Raw genomic sequence first — 16157 nt, forward strand, 5'->3', positions numbered from 1 at the left:
CGTTCGACCCGACAGAAGGTAGCCGCATCATTCCGCGCAGGCGGGAATCCAGTCTTAGTTCGACATTTTGGTCAGTCCGACTGAACCAGGCTGTCTGCCACGGGCGGCCCGCTTCGTACCCAGGCTTTGATTCCGACAGCGTTTTGTACACCAGTTTTACGTAGCCTGCCCGAATACAGGTCATAAATGAACAATGTAACGTCATCCGTCAAATTGTTTGTTACACGGCTGTACGCTATGAGTGAATCGTTTGGCGAAAAACATGCGCTCCTGAACTTCTGCTTGAAGTGCAATTTCTTGACATCTCCAGTAGCAATGTCCAGCAGGTACGGTATTGCTTCATCCTCACTTCGCCGACTGAAGATAGCCAATTCTCCCGAATGCGACACTGCATCAAGGTCTGTTGACCTGTATACCTTGTCGGTAGCTATCAATGAGTCACCAACAAGTTGGTAGATCCGCAATGTGTCTGTAAACTGTACCGCTATTCCGGCCTTGACGAATTCAAGCCCCCATATGCTGTTGTTGACGTCGCCAATCTTCAAATCGGGGGTCATTTCTCTGACCAGCTCGAAATCTCTATCGAGTAACTGCAACTTATCGTCCCTAGGGTCCCAACGAACGAAGCGTTTACTGACCTGATCATAGTCAAGGAAGTATGGGATGGAATACATGCCATTCAAAGCTGTGATCTTCTCGAAAAAACCTGTGAATGGCAGATGCTTGTAGAAGTAGGAGACCTCGTGTGTGGTCATTTGTTCCGCCTGTTCACGGGTGAGGCCCGTGTCAAGCGGCGCATAAGAGCATAGTACGAGAGTGTCATTATCGATTGTACAGAGGACCGTGGCGTCTTGAAATGGAAATGGAAACTCGTGTGATCCTTTGCACCCACAGGAAGGCGAGTAATAACTAAGGTTGCGAACAAAGATACTGCCTGAAATGTCCGGATACTGTAAGAGAGTTTTGTCGAGTAGATTGACAGGGCAGGTGGAGACAATTATGAAGAATAGCGTTTCGGAGAGCAGCGCAATACCCAGAGTAAGAAGGCCGGCCAGGCGCAACAGGCTGCCTGTACTTTCTCCCTTAATTTTTTCAGCTCCTGGATTTCTGCTCACGTTCTACCCCCGGTCAGCGATCAAGAGCCAGCCAGCTCTTCCGCTATCCTCCGCGCCGCATCCCCATCCCCATACAACCGCCTGTCCGTCGCAATCGTCGTCCCCCGCATCTCGCGGCAAGCCGCGACAATCTTCGAAACATCCGCGCCGGTAACCCGGTTCGCCCCAACCTCCACCAACTCCACCCACTCGGTTTCGTCACGCAATGTCACGCACGGCTTGCCGAAGAAATACGCCTCTTTCTGCAGACCGCCCGAATCAGTCAGCACGATCTCGCACTTCTGCAGCAGTTGCAGCATATCAAAATAGCTGACCGGCTCGAGCAAAGTCACGCCGGTCTTGAGGCCGAGCGATTCGGCTATCTTCCGTGTCCGCGGATGAATCGGCAGTATCACCGGCAGTTCCGCATTGATTTGATCGAGCGCTTCGAAGATTGCTTTCAGATTCTTCGGCTCATCGGTATTCTCCGCTCGATGCACTGTGCAGAGTGCAAAGCGGTCATGTTTCAGGCAATGGAGAATGGTCGACTTCTCTTCCGCGATCTTCCCGTAATAGAGCGCGCAATCATACATCACATCACCACACTTCACAATACGCGCCCCTGACCGTTCCACTCCCTCCGCCTTGAGATTGGCTACTGCGGTATCGGTCGGACAGAATAGCAGCGATGCAATCCGGTCGGTCATCACCCGGTTGATCTCCTCGGGCATCGACATTCGGAATGACCGCAATCCTGCCTCAACATGCGCGACCGGAATATGCAGTTTGGCCGCCGCCAGCGCGCCCGCGAGCGTGGAATTGGTGTCGCCGTAGACCATCACCATATCCGGCTTTTCAGAGAGAAATATCTCTTCGAGCCGGACCAGCATCTGGCCGGTCATAGCGCCATGCGAAAGCGAATGGATATTGAGATTGAATGCAGGAGTCGGGATCTGCATATCGCGGAAGAAAACTTCCGACATATTGTCATCAAAATGCTGGCCGGTATGGATGATCTTTTCGGTGAGTGCCGGAATTCTGGCGATCTCCCGGCTGACCGCCGCCGCTTTGATGAACTGCGGACGCGCCCCGACAACAGTGAGGATCTTCATGCAATCCTACAGCTTGAAATACTCTTCAAACCGAACCTTAAACTGGGGTGGGGTCCATTCGCCGGCTTCTCTGTCCAGCACATACCCCTTGAAATAGTCGCCGGAAGCTATCTTCTTCACCTGGGCGACAAACTCATCTATTTCGGCGCGGGTATTATAAAGACCAAACGACATCCGGATCGCGCCGGGGATCTGCGAACGGTCGCGTGCGAGGATCTGCTGCTCCAGCAGTTTCGAATTCGCCTCCGATACCCGTAGCAATGACTTAACATAGGTATGCGCGCAGAAACAACCGGAACGAACGCCGATCGCCCCCTCGTAGCTCAGGATCGCCGCCGCCAATGAGTGTGGAAGGTCTCCGATATTAAGTGAGATCACTCCCAATCGATCCGCCGAGTGGGCCGGGTTGGTATCCCCATACAGGGTGACACCCGGGATCTCTCGAAGTTCTGTCAGTGCGTAGGCGGTTAAGTCGGCTTCATGTCGGATTATCGCATCCCAGCCGACTGACTCAAACAGCTTGATCGCTTTGCCGAGCGCTACCACGCCGATGATATCGGGTGTGCCCGCCTCTTCTTTGTCCGGGAGATCAGTCCAATACGCTTCTTCGAGCGTGACAATATCCACCACGCCGCCGCCGACTGAATCCGGCTCACCCTGCTCGAACGTCTCTTTGTCGACCACCAGCACGCCGACGCCAAACGGCGCATAGATCTTATGTCCGGAGAAAACGAGATAGTCGATGTGATAAGGGGAATCCCCGGATTTCATGTCGACCGGGCGATGCGGCACCAACTGCGCGCCATCGACCAGGATTTTCGCCCCATGCTTGTGGGCCTCAAAAGCAAAAAAGTCGAGGTCATTGATATAGCCGGTCACATTGGAAGCGCCGGTCAGGGCGACCAGTTTCACTTTGCCGCCATGCTGCTTCAGCAGCATCACGAAATGCTCTTTGCTGATTGTCCCATCGGGATTCAAGCCGATATGCTCCACCTGGGCGACCCGTCGCCACGGAAGTTCATTCGAATGGTGCTCCATCAGGGTGGTCAGCACGATATCGTCATACTGGAGCGGAAAACGATTCGCCAGTTTGTTGATCGCTTCGGTGGTGTTTTTGGTGAAGATCACGACATGGGTGCTGAGGTCGACACCGATAAATTCGGCGACGATATCGCGCGAGGTCTCGTACATCCAGCTCGATAACTGCGATTTGAAGCCGGTCCCACGATGCACATTGGAGTACCACTTGAGAAACGAAGTGACCGAGTCAGCGATCGGCTGAAAGGTCGGGGTAGAGGCAGCGTTGTCGAAATTGATATAGCGCTTGGGGCCATGTAGGGTCGGCACTACCGTGTCGGCGCCGATCAGAAGCGACGGAAGATCGGAGATTTCCAGTTTTTCACGAGTCGCGATAGCCCCAGGCTGACTACACATAAGTTTACCTCACCTTGACCAAAAGTTGATGTGCAATATACGGATGGGAGAAACGGGAAGAAACCGAAATTTGTCCGGTCAGATCTTGTGAATCGCTTCGAGATATTTCGTCGCCCAGAGTTCGCGGGCATGATGATCGCGCGCATACTCGAGATATTGGCTGCCCAGCCGCTCGCCATCGATCCTACCCTCTTTGAGCGCCATGATCAAATCGCACAGCTTCTCCGGATTATCGGGCGGGAATGCCAGCGCGCCACCCGCTTTGTCCAGTTCGTTGATCGCTTCGCCATCGTGTGAGCCGAACAGGATCGGACGACCGGATGCCATATATTCGTACAGCTTGGAAGGAACCCCCGAGCGAGTCACTGGAACATCCTTGAGACTATGCACCAGCACGTTGCTGGTCTTGAGGAAATACGGGATCACTTCAAGCGGTTGCGAACCGACAAACACAACATTCTTGAGGCCGTAGTCACGAACCATTCCTTCGAGCGCTTCCCGCTTCTGACCATCGCCGACAAAGACAAAGCAGATATCCGGCTGGTCGGTCAATTGACGGGCCGCCTCGATCACGGTCTCCAGTGAATGCGCCCAGCCAAGTGTACCGGCATAGAGAACCAAGAACTTCTCTTCCCAGCCGAATTTTTTCCGGACGCCATTGTAGCCGGCCTCAGCAAACTCAGAACTAAATCCTGATTTGACCGTCACCACTCTCTCAGGCTTGAGGCCGATTTCGAGTAGATAATCGCGCATGCCGCTGGTCACCGGCACCACCAGGTCGGCCCGACGGTACAGCCAATGCATCAGTTTTTTGAGCGCACGGGTGAAAAGCGAGCGATTCAGGTTGCCGAAATCCTCCGCCGATTCCGGCTGAAGGTCGCGGATCTCGATGATCAGTTTGGTCCGGCGAAGTTTGCTGAGGACCCACCCGATCAGCGGCGTGGTGACCGGCGGCGTCGACGCCAGGATAACATCAAACTTGGTTTTGATCCGGAACGAGTTGATCAGCGAGGTCACCAGGAAAATAATGAACCCGACCATCCGTTTCCCAGGATAGCGGTTGGAGGCCGCCAGCACCCAGTTCCGGTAGACCTTAACTCCTTCCATCTCTTCGATATAGAAGAAAGAGCCGCGGTATTTCGGGGGGACAATCCCATCCGGGTAATTCGGGATAGCGGTCATCACAGACACATCATGCCCCTGATGCGCGAAATGACGCGCAAACTCAAAAAGACGCCGAACAGCGCCTCTCTCCGGGGGAAAATGCTGGGTGACTATCAGTATTTTCATAAATATAGCACTAGAACGTACAGCTTCCGGCCGTTGTTCGCAAGGATTTTTACCGCCCCAAAAGCCGATTTTCCCCTCTGCTACATGCAATTAGCTTGACAACTTAGGCGACTCTCAATATCCTTTTTACCGGCTGTTTCGTCGATAATTCGGGCGATTATTGGGACGAAAAAAGCCAAGGGAACGTATAAGAGAAAAGCATAGAGACAACCAATTTTGTCCTATTAGGAGGTTACGTAATGAGAAAGCTACTTGTCCTGATCGCAATCGTCGTCGCCATGGGTATGCTGGTGACTGCTATTGTGACCGCCCAGGCCAAACCGACCTATGTCGGCTCGGAAAAGGGATGCAAAATGTGCCACAAGGCTCAGTATGATTCCTGGCTGACCACTGGTCATGCCAAGGCGTTTGATCTGCTGAAGCCCGAAGAACAGGCGAAGCCGGAGTGCGTCGGCTGCCACCAGACCGGTGCAATGGCTGATGGTACGATGATCACGTCGGTTGGCTGCGAAGCTTGCCACGGCGCTGGCTCTGAATACAAAAAGCCGGCTATCATGAGCAAAAAGGCCTATACGGATAAGGCCGCTGGTCGCAAGGCCGCGGTTGCCGCCGGTCTGGTTATCCCGACCGCCGAAACCTGCACCGCCGCTTGCCACAAAGCCGAAGGTAATGCCAACTTTAAGCCGTTCGATTTCGAAAAGGCAAAAGGTTTGGTCCACCCGGTCGCTGCGAAGTAAGCAGTTCGATTTTCAATCGGATAGAGATAACGGCTCCTCAACGGGAGCCGTTTTTTTCAGCCTTCACTGTAAACTAATAGACGTCATCGCGAGCCTTGCCAGGCAGAGGACGGATTTCTCAAGACAAATTGTCGAGGGCAAGGCGTGGCGATCCCATGCATAGAAGTGCTGTAGGTCGGGTTGAGCGGATTTTCAAGGAGATCAGCACTTTTCAAGGAAAAGCGCAGCGAAACCCGACATCAATGTGATAAAACGAACTACCGTCTTCGTGTGGCCAGAACCGCAAGTGTCGCGTTAAGAACAAACACGTAAGCTACGAATGACGTATTCTCAAAGTCGAATACCTGCACCGACAGCAGGCTGATTCCAAATCCAAACGCGCTGATACTGTAGCCGATCCAACTCTCGGATCGCGGATGACTGATCGACTTGATGAGCGTCGGAATCGCCGCCAAAATATCCGCCACCAGTGAAAACAACAGCGCAAGGTTCGGATTGTCGGTAATTGCCCAGAGGATAATGCCGACCAAAGCCGCCGCCATCAGATAGTAATCGCGAGGGCTGCTTTTCCAATAGGCCTTTTTGTTGAAGTATGATGCCGCAACGATCAGGAACGGCGTGAAGCCGGCGACAAACGATGTCCATGACAGACTCTCGACCCCCTGCGCTCGTTGCGCCACAAAGATGACCATCGGGAAGATCCCCCAAAGCAGCCAGGTCACACGGTTGGGCTGAGCTTTGCCCATGATGGTATCGTATAGATAATAAAGGCCGCCGAGCGAGCCGATGATGGCGCCGATGATCGCGAAGTATTCAGGAAGCATGAAATAGTTCTGGCAATTCAACTGAGAATAAAAAGGCGGGTTCCTTGCAGAACCCGCCCTACAGTACTATCGAATCCGCTTATCCGAGGAACGGATACTTGTAATCCGTCGGTGGGACAAACGTCTCTTTGATCGAACGCGGCGATGTCCAGCGCAACATGTTCTGAATTCCGCCCGCCTTATCATTCGTTCCCGAGGCACGGCCGCCGCCAAACGGCTGCTGGCCTACCACTGCGCCGGTCGGCTTGTCGTTGATATAGAAATTCCCGGCCGCATGACGCAGCGTCCGCTCGGCCAGTTCCACCGCCTTGCGATCGGTCGCGAAGATCGCGCCGGTCAACGCATAGGGCGACGTACTGTCGACCAAGTGCAGCGTCTTGGCAAATTCGTTGTCGTCGTACACATACAGCGTCACGACCGGCCCAAAGATCTCTTCTTCGAGCAGACGGAAATGCGGATTGGTGGTCAGCACGACAGTCGGCTGAATGAACCATCCCTTGCTCTTGTCGCAGACGCCGCCATGGAGGATTTCGGCATCTTTCTGGACTTTGGCAAAATCGACAAACTCTTTGATCGTCTCGTACGCGGATTCATCGATCACCGCATTGACGAAATTCCCGAAATCTTCCGGATCACCCATCTTGATCTCGGCAAGCTGCTTGAGCATCACTTCCTTGATCTTCGGCCAGAGTGATTTCGGCAGATAACAGCGCGATGACGCCGAGCATTTCTGCCCCTGATATTCAAACGAGCCGCGGACTATCGCGGTCGCGACCTCGGCCGGGTTGGCCGATGGATGCGCCACGATAAAATCTTTGCCGCCGGTCTCGCCGACCAGACGCGGATAGGTTTTATAGGTCCCAATATTCTCACCAACGGTCTTCCACATGTTGTGGAATACACCGGTCGAACCGGTGAAATGGATCCCTGCCAGATTCGGGTTCTTCAGCACCGTGTCGCCGACTGCGGAGCCGCGGGCGAAGATCATATTGATCACGCCATCCGGAAGGCCGGCCTGGCGAAGGATCTTCATGATGAAATGCGAGGTGTAGATCGCGGTCGAGGCCGGTTTCCAGACCACCACATTCCCCATCATCGCAGGAGCGGTCGGGAGGTTGCCGTTGATCGAGACGAAATTGAACGGCGTGACGGCAAAAATGAACCCTTCCAGCGGCCGGTGGTCGGTCCGATCCCAGATGCCGGCAGAAGAAAGCGGCTGGATATCATAGATCTGCTGCATGAAATGGGCGTTGAAACGGAAGAAGTCGACCAGTTCGCAGACCGCATCGATCTCCGCCTGGAAGATATTCTTCGAGTGTGCCAGCATGGCGGCCGCATTCATGGTGTACCGGTACGGGCCTGCCATCAGCTCTGCGGCCTTCAGGAAGATAGCCGCACGCTGCTCCCACGGCATGTAAGCCCAGGTCTTGGCGGCCTCCATAGAGGCATCCACGGCGGTCTTGACCTCGGCCTCGCCCCCCTGCCAATAATGGCCGAGAACCAGGTTATGGTTATGCGGCGAACGAATCTCAAGCTTCTTGCCGGAGCGGACTTCCTGGCCGTTGATATACATCGGGATCTCAATCGGATTGGCTTTGAGTTCGGCCAACGCTTTTTTGATGCCGTCACGTTCGGCGGAACCGGGAGCGTAGCTCAGAACCGGCTCATTTTTTGGTGGTGGGACTCGGTAGATACCCATCTGAAAAACTCCTCTATAAGCAGACTATTCGTATCAACAAACTTTGGAGGGATAATGTACAGAAAATCGGGATATTGAGCAAGTGCCGGATTTCACAAGCCAGACGTTGTCTGGACTGGTCCGCTGCGCGCCTATCGACGATTTACCCCCTACCATCCCCCCGCTTTCCCATTCCCTCTCGGGTCGGAGGAGGGGATCATCGCGCCGGAACTATCTATCGCGATCAACTGCAGATTGCACCAGGCCGGTATCTTCTTGATAACATACCCGCGCGCTTTCATCTCCTCACTCACCGATCCTGCCCAACTCGCTTCCTCAAGATAAAGCGTATCCGGCACCCATTGATGATGGAATCGCGGCGCCGCGACCGTCGCACTCGGCGAACGGTGGAAGCGCACGTAATTCAAAATCCCTTCGGCAACCGTGGTAATGATCTTCGAGCCACCCGGCGAACCGAGAATCAAGTAGGGGTGATTTTGTTTCAGAACGAGTGTGGGAGACATCGAAGACAACATCCGCTTTTTCGGTTCGACTTTGTTGGCCTCGCCGCCGATCAGCCCATACGCGTTCGGCACCCCCGGTTTGATAGAGAAATCATCCATTTCATTGTTGAGCAAAAACCCGGCGCCATCGACTACGAGACATGAGCCAAAGCTAGTATTTAGCGTGTAGGTGATCGCCACCATATTCCCGGCTGAATCGCAAACAGAATAATGCGTTGTCTGGTCGGATTCATACTGCGGATTCCCCGGTTTTACATCCGATGATGCGGTCGCGGAATCATGATTCATTCTCGCGCGAAGGCGGGCGACGTATCCACTATCGAGAAGATTCGGCACGTTCCAGAATGATGGGTCACCCAGATGCATCGAGCGATCGGCATACGCAAGTTTGGCAGCCTCGCAAAAAAGATGGATATACTCGGGTGAGGTCGAGGTCAGTTTCGACAGATCAAACGGCTCGAGCAGCTTGAGTATCTGTCCGACACAAATGCCACCCGATGATGGCGGCGGCATCGAATAGATATCGAGCGAGTCGAACGTGAAGTGAGTTGGTGCCCGCCAGATCGGCTGGTAGCCGGCAAGATCCTCGCGGGTGATCAACCCGCCATGTTTCTGCATGGTGGCGACGATCTGTTCGGCGATCTTTCCGTGATAGAATGGCTCAGGGCCGGAGTCGGCGATCAATTTCAGCGTTGCGGCAAGTTCAGGCTGAAAGAGCGTGTCCCCCGGTCTCGGCGGATGTCCTTTCGGGAGAAAGATCCGGGATGTCTCTGCGTACCGCTTCAGATTGTCGACATCCTCGGCGATCTCGGAGGAGTTATGTTGGTCAATGACGAGACCATCGCGAGCCAGTTCGATCGCTGGCTGGACCAGATCATTCCAGGGGAGTTTGCCGTATTTCTTCCAAAGTTCGTGTAGCCCGGCAACAGTCCCCGGCACACCGACTGCTTTCGCACCATACAGCGAAAGATTCTTGATCACATTGGCGTTGGAATCGAGATACATCGTTTCAATAGCGGCCGAGGGTGCAACCTCACGGAAATCAAGCGCGCGGATCTCGCCCGACCTGGCATCACGAATAAGCGCAAAGCCGCCACCACCGATATTCCCCGCCTGCGGATAACTGACCGCCAGTGCAAATCCGACAGCGACAGCTACATCAAACGCATTTCCCCCCTGCTGGAATATCTGTTCGCCGATCGCGGTTGCTTCCGGCGAGGCAGTCGTGACCGCACCTCGCTGAAATGAAAGTTCGGCGCCAACCGACGCGAGTGGTAACAAAAAGAGGGCGATACAGAGTATCGCCCTCATCATGATCGATCGATTGTGCAAAGCCTGAAGCGACATCGTCACTCCTGACGCAGTTCGGTTACCGTTTTTCGACCAGGTAGATCACGCCATCAGGATACATCACCTTGATCGGCATACCTTCCTTGAGATCCTTGGCAGTTGTTTTGATCGCCTCGACACCTTCACCGGCCAGAATATTGGTCAGTTTCAGGTTGGCCGCGGAGAAACCAAGCTCTTTCAGATCGGCACGAACAATGATCTCTTTCTCGCGAGCTTCGAAACTGTCAGACAGTTCACCCGGAGGCGGGACCACCACAAACAACATCCCCTTCTTTTCACCCATCTGGAAAGCAACATCGACCGATGGATCGGACGAATAGAGATGGCTGGTGATATTCTCGCCGGAAAGAGTCGACTCCACAAACGCCAGCTTCTGGTGATTGCCGCCGGAAGCAAAATCGAATGTGAACAGATACATCATCCCTTTGAACCGACCGCAACTGACCGCGATGATCTTGGGACCCTCGGTAGCCAGTTTCTTCACTTTAGGGTCATCCGACGGACGGATCGAGCCATAAATGTAGGTCGGGAATGATCCGTTCTTATGGGTCACTGAACCGATATGATAGTCGGTTGTCGTTTTGATCCGGAAGTGGTTTGCCAGGACTTGGCATTCCTTGAGATTTTCATCGTACTTCGGCATCAAGCCGCAGAGCACCACGGTCACTCCGGCTTTGGCCAGCTCGACCAAACCTTCCTGATCCTTCTCCGACATCACCTCGGCGGTCGGCACAAAGACCATCTTGTATTCTTTGAGTGCGTTCCAGTCGCGGTTCTCGCGAATACCGTAGTGGATCTTCAGTCGCATCAGATCGCGGCAGAAGCCGGTCATTGATTCATCGACCAGCCGCGGGAGATAGGTGAACTCTTTTTCGCTGGTAGTTCGACGGAGCATGTAGTAGAGACGGTTGGCAACGATGCAGACATCGTTTTTCGCCTCCATCTCATCGAAACCGAGCGTGGTGATCGCGTTATTGAAATTCTTGGCAACTTCATACCCGTCGCCGACCGTCCCATCCTGGTGCAGCGGCGCGCCATACCAGTAATCGCGATCGACAAACATGTAGTGGTTGAGCCCCTTGAAACCAGCTGCCGCTCCAGCCGCATAATAGAAGCGGCGGATATTGTCGGTAATCGGCTTCAGCTCACGGTCGCGGTTCGGCATCGCCGATGCTCCGCCCGAGGAGAAGGATGACGCAAAGGCGAATCCATACTCCGCCTTCAGGAAGCGGGCTTTGTTGACCAGGTCGAAATAATTCCCTTCGGGGAAGACATTCGCGCCGAGGAATGGCGCACGGTCATCAGGCACGAGGTTGAACGCCGGAAGCAATTCGCCGGCATTAAAATAGAGCGACCGGAAAAAGAGCGGCTCCACCGTGTAGGACTTAAACAGATCCTCCATCACCTCGAGATAGGTGTTGAGGGTGTATTCACGGAATTTCATCCAATCCAGTACTTTGGGGTAGTCTTCGAGATCCAGACCGCTGAATTTCTTGGGCGGCTCGACCGTTTCGAAACTGGTATGCTTCTCTTTGTAGCGGGATGCCAGCTTTTTGATATCCCCCTGATACAGCCCATCCAGGAATGGCGGGTAATACCGCGCCAGAAGATCCGGATTGTAGTCGGCCTTGTCCGGGTCGAGCATTCGACCAAACGAAGTCTCATAATCCAGCTCAACCATAAAGACCGGCCCACGCGGGTGGACGTAATTTTTGGTCGTCTCGATGAACGCCTTGAAATAGTTCTTCAGGTGAAACTGGAAATTGGAGTGCAGATAGCTGGGGAGGTATCCTCCCGGCACACCAAAAGTAGACGGCAGCGCGAGTTCATTTCCCTGGGAATCGCGGGCGAGTAAGCGAATATCCTGGAAAAGGTAATTCGGCAATCCACCATTGGTGATCTGCCCATTGATCCACGGTCCGGGACGAAGCACTACCTTAAACGCAAACTCACGAGCCAGCTCAAGAAAGACGATCAGGTCGCGACGCGGATCGCCATATCCGTTGAAATCAATATACTTGCTGTCATCCTGGTGAAGATTCCAGGGGACCGCAGTTGAGATGATACGAAAGCCGGCGCGCTTGATACGCTCAAAACAGATGGACCAATAACGCTTGTCGATCCGGAAGTAGTGTAGTTCGGCGGAGAAGGGCTGATACGTTTCTTTACCAATGGAGAATCGATTCCCGATGACTCCTAACATATAAAACCTTGTCTATCAATTAGTTATAACTTGTCGCCAGGGCCACTGAATAAGTAGCCTAACATATCCCCCGGAGAATGTCAAGGAGAATTGTTTAAGATGTTGTCACACAACACATTACTCGGCGCTATCACTTCCCGCCCCCAAAAACCAATTAAAAACCCCTCCGACCAGGGCCGGAGGGGTCTAAATCAGACTGAAGAAAAACTACTTCAGCATGACCATCTTGGAAGTCTTGACAAAGTTGTCAGCTTCGAACTTGTAGAAATAGATACCCGAAGAGAGGGTCGAGCCATTGTCGGCCTTGCCATCCCAGACTGCGCGATACTTGCCGGCAGCCATTTCCGTATTCACCAGCGTGGCGACCTTCTGGCCGAGTACGTTGTACACGGCGAGGGTCACTTTTGACTTCCGCGGCACGGAGTAGTCAATCGTGGTGGACGGGTTGAACGGGTTCGGATAGTTGTCGCTGACTTTAAACGTGGTCGGCAAGCCGGGGTTCACGTCATCAACACCAACGAGAGGATCACGGATCATGAAGCAGTAGCCTGAGCCGATGCGATCCGCACCACCTGAACCAGTCGGTTCGTAGGTCTGAGTAGAGTAATTCTCAAACGTGGGGTTCTTGTCGAGCAGAGTGCGGGTCACCCATTTCCAGGTCCAGAGACTGTCCTGCGCCCACGCGGAATCGATACAGATATGCGTCCCATGATTGTCGGCGGCGGGGGTCAGGTAAATGTTGATCGCCAATATCGTGTCATTATAACCGATCGGCATCTGACGAGAGGCCGAAGTCGGTGAGCCGGCGCCAAGGATACCGAAGGTATCAACGGGCGGGCCATCGCCGGGACGAACGGTGGAATAACCCTGGACTGCAACCACCTGGTTGAAGTAAGCCAAGAAGATATTCTCGCCGTCGACATTCACTGCGCCTACCGAGTCAACCGTGGCGCTATCCCACTCGGCACCATCCGGCGACGTGAGCTTGAATCCGTTCGAGACGTTCGCACGTTCACCAGTGGTATTGTTGAATCGGATCAGGATGCGGGGATTCTGACCCTTCTCAAAGGTGCCGTCCGGATAGATGGTGTTCTTCACCGTGTCTATCGATACGACGCCATCCTGCGCATAGCTGTTCGTCGGGGCGACCATCGCCAGCGCGGCGAAAAGTAGCGCGAACAGAATCAATCGCTTCATATGCATACTCCTACTTTATAACCTACAAAATTTTTGCCAATTCATGCGGCCACCCTGGCCGCGCTTGCTTGCGCCGAATAGTATAACGACGCCACCATCCTTGAGTTCGCCTAACCAAAAAACCTTAACAAACTATCTTGCGCGCCACCTCCCTGTGAGGTTTGTGTTATGCCACTTAAGATTAGGGCAGATTTTCAGAAAGTAATCAACTATAACACCCCCCCAAGACCGGCGTCAATAAAAAAGTCTGGCTTTTCTCTTAAAATAATAGCGGGGTTGGATTTACAACCCCGCTATCAAGATACAATTGCGTGTGTTTCGATCAATTTGGAGGCGGATTTCCCCCGGCGATCAAATAAGCGATCAAATAGGAAAGATCGGACAGGTCGATCCCACCAACGGCATTGACGTTCCCGCCGTACGGATCGGCCGTCGGACTCCCCGTCAACAGGTAGCTGATCAACAAACTCAGGTCGGTCAGGTCGACCGCGCCTGTACCGCAGAGGATCTTTCCGCGCAGGCAGGGGCGAACCACCACCTTACCAGTCTTGAAGACCGGCCAATAGTCTGCAAACACCGCAGCGATCTTCGGCTTTTTCGAGCCGCCCAGACCAAGCGACAGCGTATCGATCGTCACCACCGCACCTTTAGTTGCGGTGGACGGAATATTGAGATACAACTTCAGGATATTCCCATTCCCGACCGTCATATAATTCGGAGTACCGGTCAGGGTCGGACGAAGGTCGAATCCAAACGTGTACATACCGTCGCCGCCATCCAGCGCCGCATACTCAAAAGCCGAGGTCCGCGTCCCGACGACAGAGAACGAATCAAGCGTGATCCCTTCGCTGTTGGTCATATTAAACGGCAGTATCATGTTTTTCACCTGGGCGGTATTGCTCAGGTAAATATTGAGGACCGCCTTGGTACCGGGATCTACCATTACCGAATCGATCTTGATCGTATCAGCGCGCGCCCAGACATAATTCTGCAGATGCTCTTCACCCAGTCCGCGAGACTCGGTGATCTTCAATGAGACATCGTAGATTCCCGGGACCGTGTAATTGTGCGATGGGTTCTGGTCGGTCGAGGTTCCACCATCACCAAACGCCCAATCCCACGTCGACGGTGAATTCGGCGACTGATCGGTGAAGTTGACCGTGAACGGTACGTTGGCATCGGTCACGTTCGACGTGAATTTCGCATTGGCCAGGTTGCTCAGCGCGGTGAACGCATTCACTCGCCCGGTCCCGAGCAATCCGACATACGATGGATTCTGGGTATCGATATTGTCCGTCGTGACCGTGATGATCGAATCAACCTGGGCTCGCGTCAGCGAGGGCATCATCGAACGGATCAGCGCATTGAGGCCCGCCACATACGGAGCGGCCATCGACGTACCGGTGTAAATTGCGGTACTCGGCGTGTACGAGTTGGAGACGGTGGACAGAATGTTCTGCCCCGGAGCGCTGACCGTGATCCAGGTGCCGTAATTCGATCCCTGCGTCGCGTTCCAGGTCCACTTCTGATCCGCATTATAGGTAGCGGCTACCGTGACCACACCCGGTACCTGGTCATGCCAACCTTCAGCATCGACGTTATCATTTCCCGCCGAGTGAATGAAGGACGTACCGGCAGCAATCGCATTAAACATCGCCGTATTCAATGGTGACGAGAACGAACCGCCGCCCCAACTGGCGTTGATCACATCTGCGCCATTGTTCGCGGCATAGTTGACCGCGGCGGCGAGATCATTTGAGTTCAACTCACCCAGTCCACCGGCAGTTGTTCCTCCGGCGCGAACGCACATGATGCGGCATCCGCGCGACGACCGATGTCCACCAAACCAACCACCCGCCACACCAGTGACGTTGGTCGCATTGTTATTCATCGCGGCGGAGATCCCGGCGCAGTGTGTGCCGTGACCGTTATGATCGCTCGGATTGTTGTCCCGTGTGACACCATCTTCACCCGGCCAGACCGAACTCATGGAAGCGACAAAATCCCAACCGACGAGATCATCGATGAATCCATTGCCGTCGTCATCGATCCCGTTCATGTCTCCCGGATCAAAGACGGCCAGATCGCCATCCATATCCTCACCCGGGTTGACCCAGATATTGCCGGCCAGATCCGGATGTGCATAGAGCACGCCGGTATCAATGATCGCTATCTTGATGGAGTCAGAACCGCGCTCGAGATCCCACGCATTGTATGGTTGCGGATCGGGACCGGGAGGAGACATCTGGTACTGACTATTATATTGCGGATCGTTGGGCGTGGAGATGTCGATATACGACAGCCAGACCGGTTCGGCCAGCTTCACATTCGGGTTCTGCATCAACTCCCGAATAACTTCTCCCTGGTCTGCATTTTCAGGAATCGTCAGTTCGTAGTACCCCGTCAGGTCGCGGAGAGCAGACCCGGCGGCAGGTTTGCGGGCATCGACAAAAATCGGTTCGGCCGCACTGGCCTGAACTTTGGCGAGGACCTGATCAAGTGACGCTACTCCCACTGACACGCGTCCAAACCCTTTGGTTATTCGCGACTGAATAACTTCATCGGTAAATTGAACGGTGATCTTCCCCTTGAGCATGGTCGGTTTCGGCAATGCCTGTCCCTCGATCGAGACCGCATGCACACTTTGAACCGACAACACTACCACTACCGCGCCGAGCAAGATCAAGGCAAGGGATCTTAGCTTAGTACTCATC

Annotated in this window: 11 protein-coding genes; 1 reads left to right on the forward strand and 10 read right to left on the reverse strand. The window is 53.9% G+C overall.

Annotated elements, in window-relative coordinates; all coding sequences use genetic code 11:
• Nucleotides 1-71: 71 nt before the first annotated feature.
• The 4 genes from IPH75_06865 to IPH75_06880 all read right to left on the reverse strand — a co-directional run bounded on the left by IPH75_06865 (nt 72) and on the right by IPH75_06880 (nt 4930).
• Nucleotides 72-1115 (reverse strand): hypothetical protein, encoded by a 1044-nt coding sequence (locus tag IPH75_06865; protein ID MBK7141782.1) that lies wholly within the window; start codon nt 1113-1115, stop codon nt 72-74.
• Nucleotides 1116-1135: 20 nt separating this feature from the next.
• Nucleotides 1136-2206: a UDP-N-acetylglucosamine 2-epimerase (non-hydrolyzing) gene (gene wecB / locus IPH75_06870; GenBank protein MBK7141783.1), complete on the reverse strand. Its 1071-nt coding sequence runs from the start codon at nt 2204-2206 to the stop codon at nt 1136-1138.
• Nucleotides 2207-2212: 6 nt separating this feature from the next.
• The gene (locus IPH75_06875) at nt 2213-3640 is read right to left on the reverse strand and encodes an aminotransferase class V-fold PLP-dependent enzyme (GenBank protein MBK7141784.1); all 1428 of its coding nucleotides are present in this window, start codon (nt 3638-3640) and stop codon (nt 2213-2215) included.
• Between the two features lie 78 nt (nt 3641-3718).
• On the reverse strand, nt 3719-4930 hold the full coding sequence (locus tag IPH75_06880) for a glycosyltransferase family 4 protein (protein ID MBK7141785.1): 1212 nt from the start codon (nt 4928-4930) through the stop codon (nt 3719-3721).
• Nucleotides 4931-5169: 239 nt separating this feature from the next.
• On the opposite strand from IPH75_06880, the gene IPH75_06885 reads away from it, so the two are divergent.
• Entirely contained in the window at nt 5170-5667 is a 498-nt protein-coding gene (locus IPH75_06885; GenBank protein ID MBK7141786.1) for a cytochrome c family protein, read from the forward strand.
• Between the two features lie 257 nt (nt 5668-5924).
• Here the strand turns inward: IPH75_06885 and IPH75_06890 are convergent, their stop codons facing one another.
• The 6 genes from IPH75_06890 to IPH75_06915 all read right to left on the reverse strand — a co-directional run bounded on the left by IPH75_06890 (nt 5925) and on the right by IPH75_06915 (nt 16156).
• Nucleotides 5925-6512 carry a hypothetical protein gene (locus tag IPH75_06890; protein MBK7141787.1) on the reverse strand — a complete coding sequence of 196 codons (588 nt, stop codon included), beginning with the start codon at nt 6510-6512 and terminating at the stop codon, nt 5925-5927.
• A 58-nt stretch (nt 6513-6570) separates the two neighbouring features.
• The gene (gene pruA / locus IPH75_06895; GenBank protein ID MBK7141788.1) at nt 6571-8190 is read right to left on the reverse strand and encodes an L-glutamate gamma-semialdehyde dehydrogenase; all 1620 of its coding nucleotides are present in this window, start codon (nt 8188-8190) and stop codon (nt 6571-6573) included.
• Nucleotides 8191-8339: 149 nt separating this feature from the next.
• A complete protein-coding gene (gene ggt / locus IPH75_06900) occupies nt 8340-10040 on the reverse strand; it encodes a gamma-glutamyltransferase (protein MBK7141789.1) in 1701 nt (566 codons plus the stop codon).
• Between the two features lie 22 nt (nt 10041-10062).
• Nucleotides 10063-12246, reverse strand: a complete 2184-nt coding sequence (locus tag IPH75_06905) for a beta-galactosidase (protein ID MBK7141790.1) — start codon at nt 12244-12246, stop codon at nt 10063-10065.
• A gap of 207 nt (nt 12247-12453) precedes the next feature.
• On the reverse strand, nt 12454-13443 hold the full coding sequence (locus IPH75_06910) for a T9SS type A sorting domain-containing protein (GenBank protein MBK7141791.1): 990 nt from the start codon (nt 13441-13443) through the stop codon (nt 12454-12456).
• A gap of 322 nt (nt 13444-13765) precedes the next feature.
• Nucleotides 13766-16156 carry a S8 family serine peptidase gene (locus IPH75_06915; protein ID MBK7141792.1) on the reverse strand — a complete coding sequence of 797 codons (2391 nt, stop codon included), beginning with the start codon at nt 16154-16156 and terminating at the stop codon, nt 13766-13768.
• Nucleotide 16157: the final 1 nt, after the last annotated feature.

The organism is bacterium, assembly GCA_016708025.1.
In the GTDB taxonomy this organism is placed as follows: Bacteria; Zixibacteria; MSB-5A5; order GN15; family FEB-12; genus FEB-12.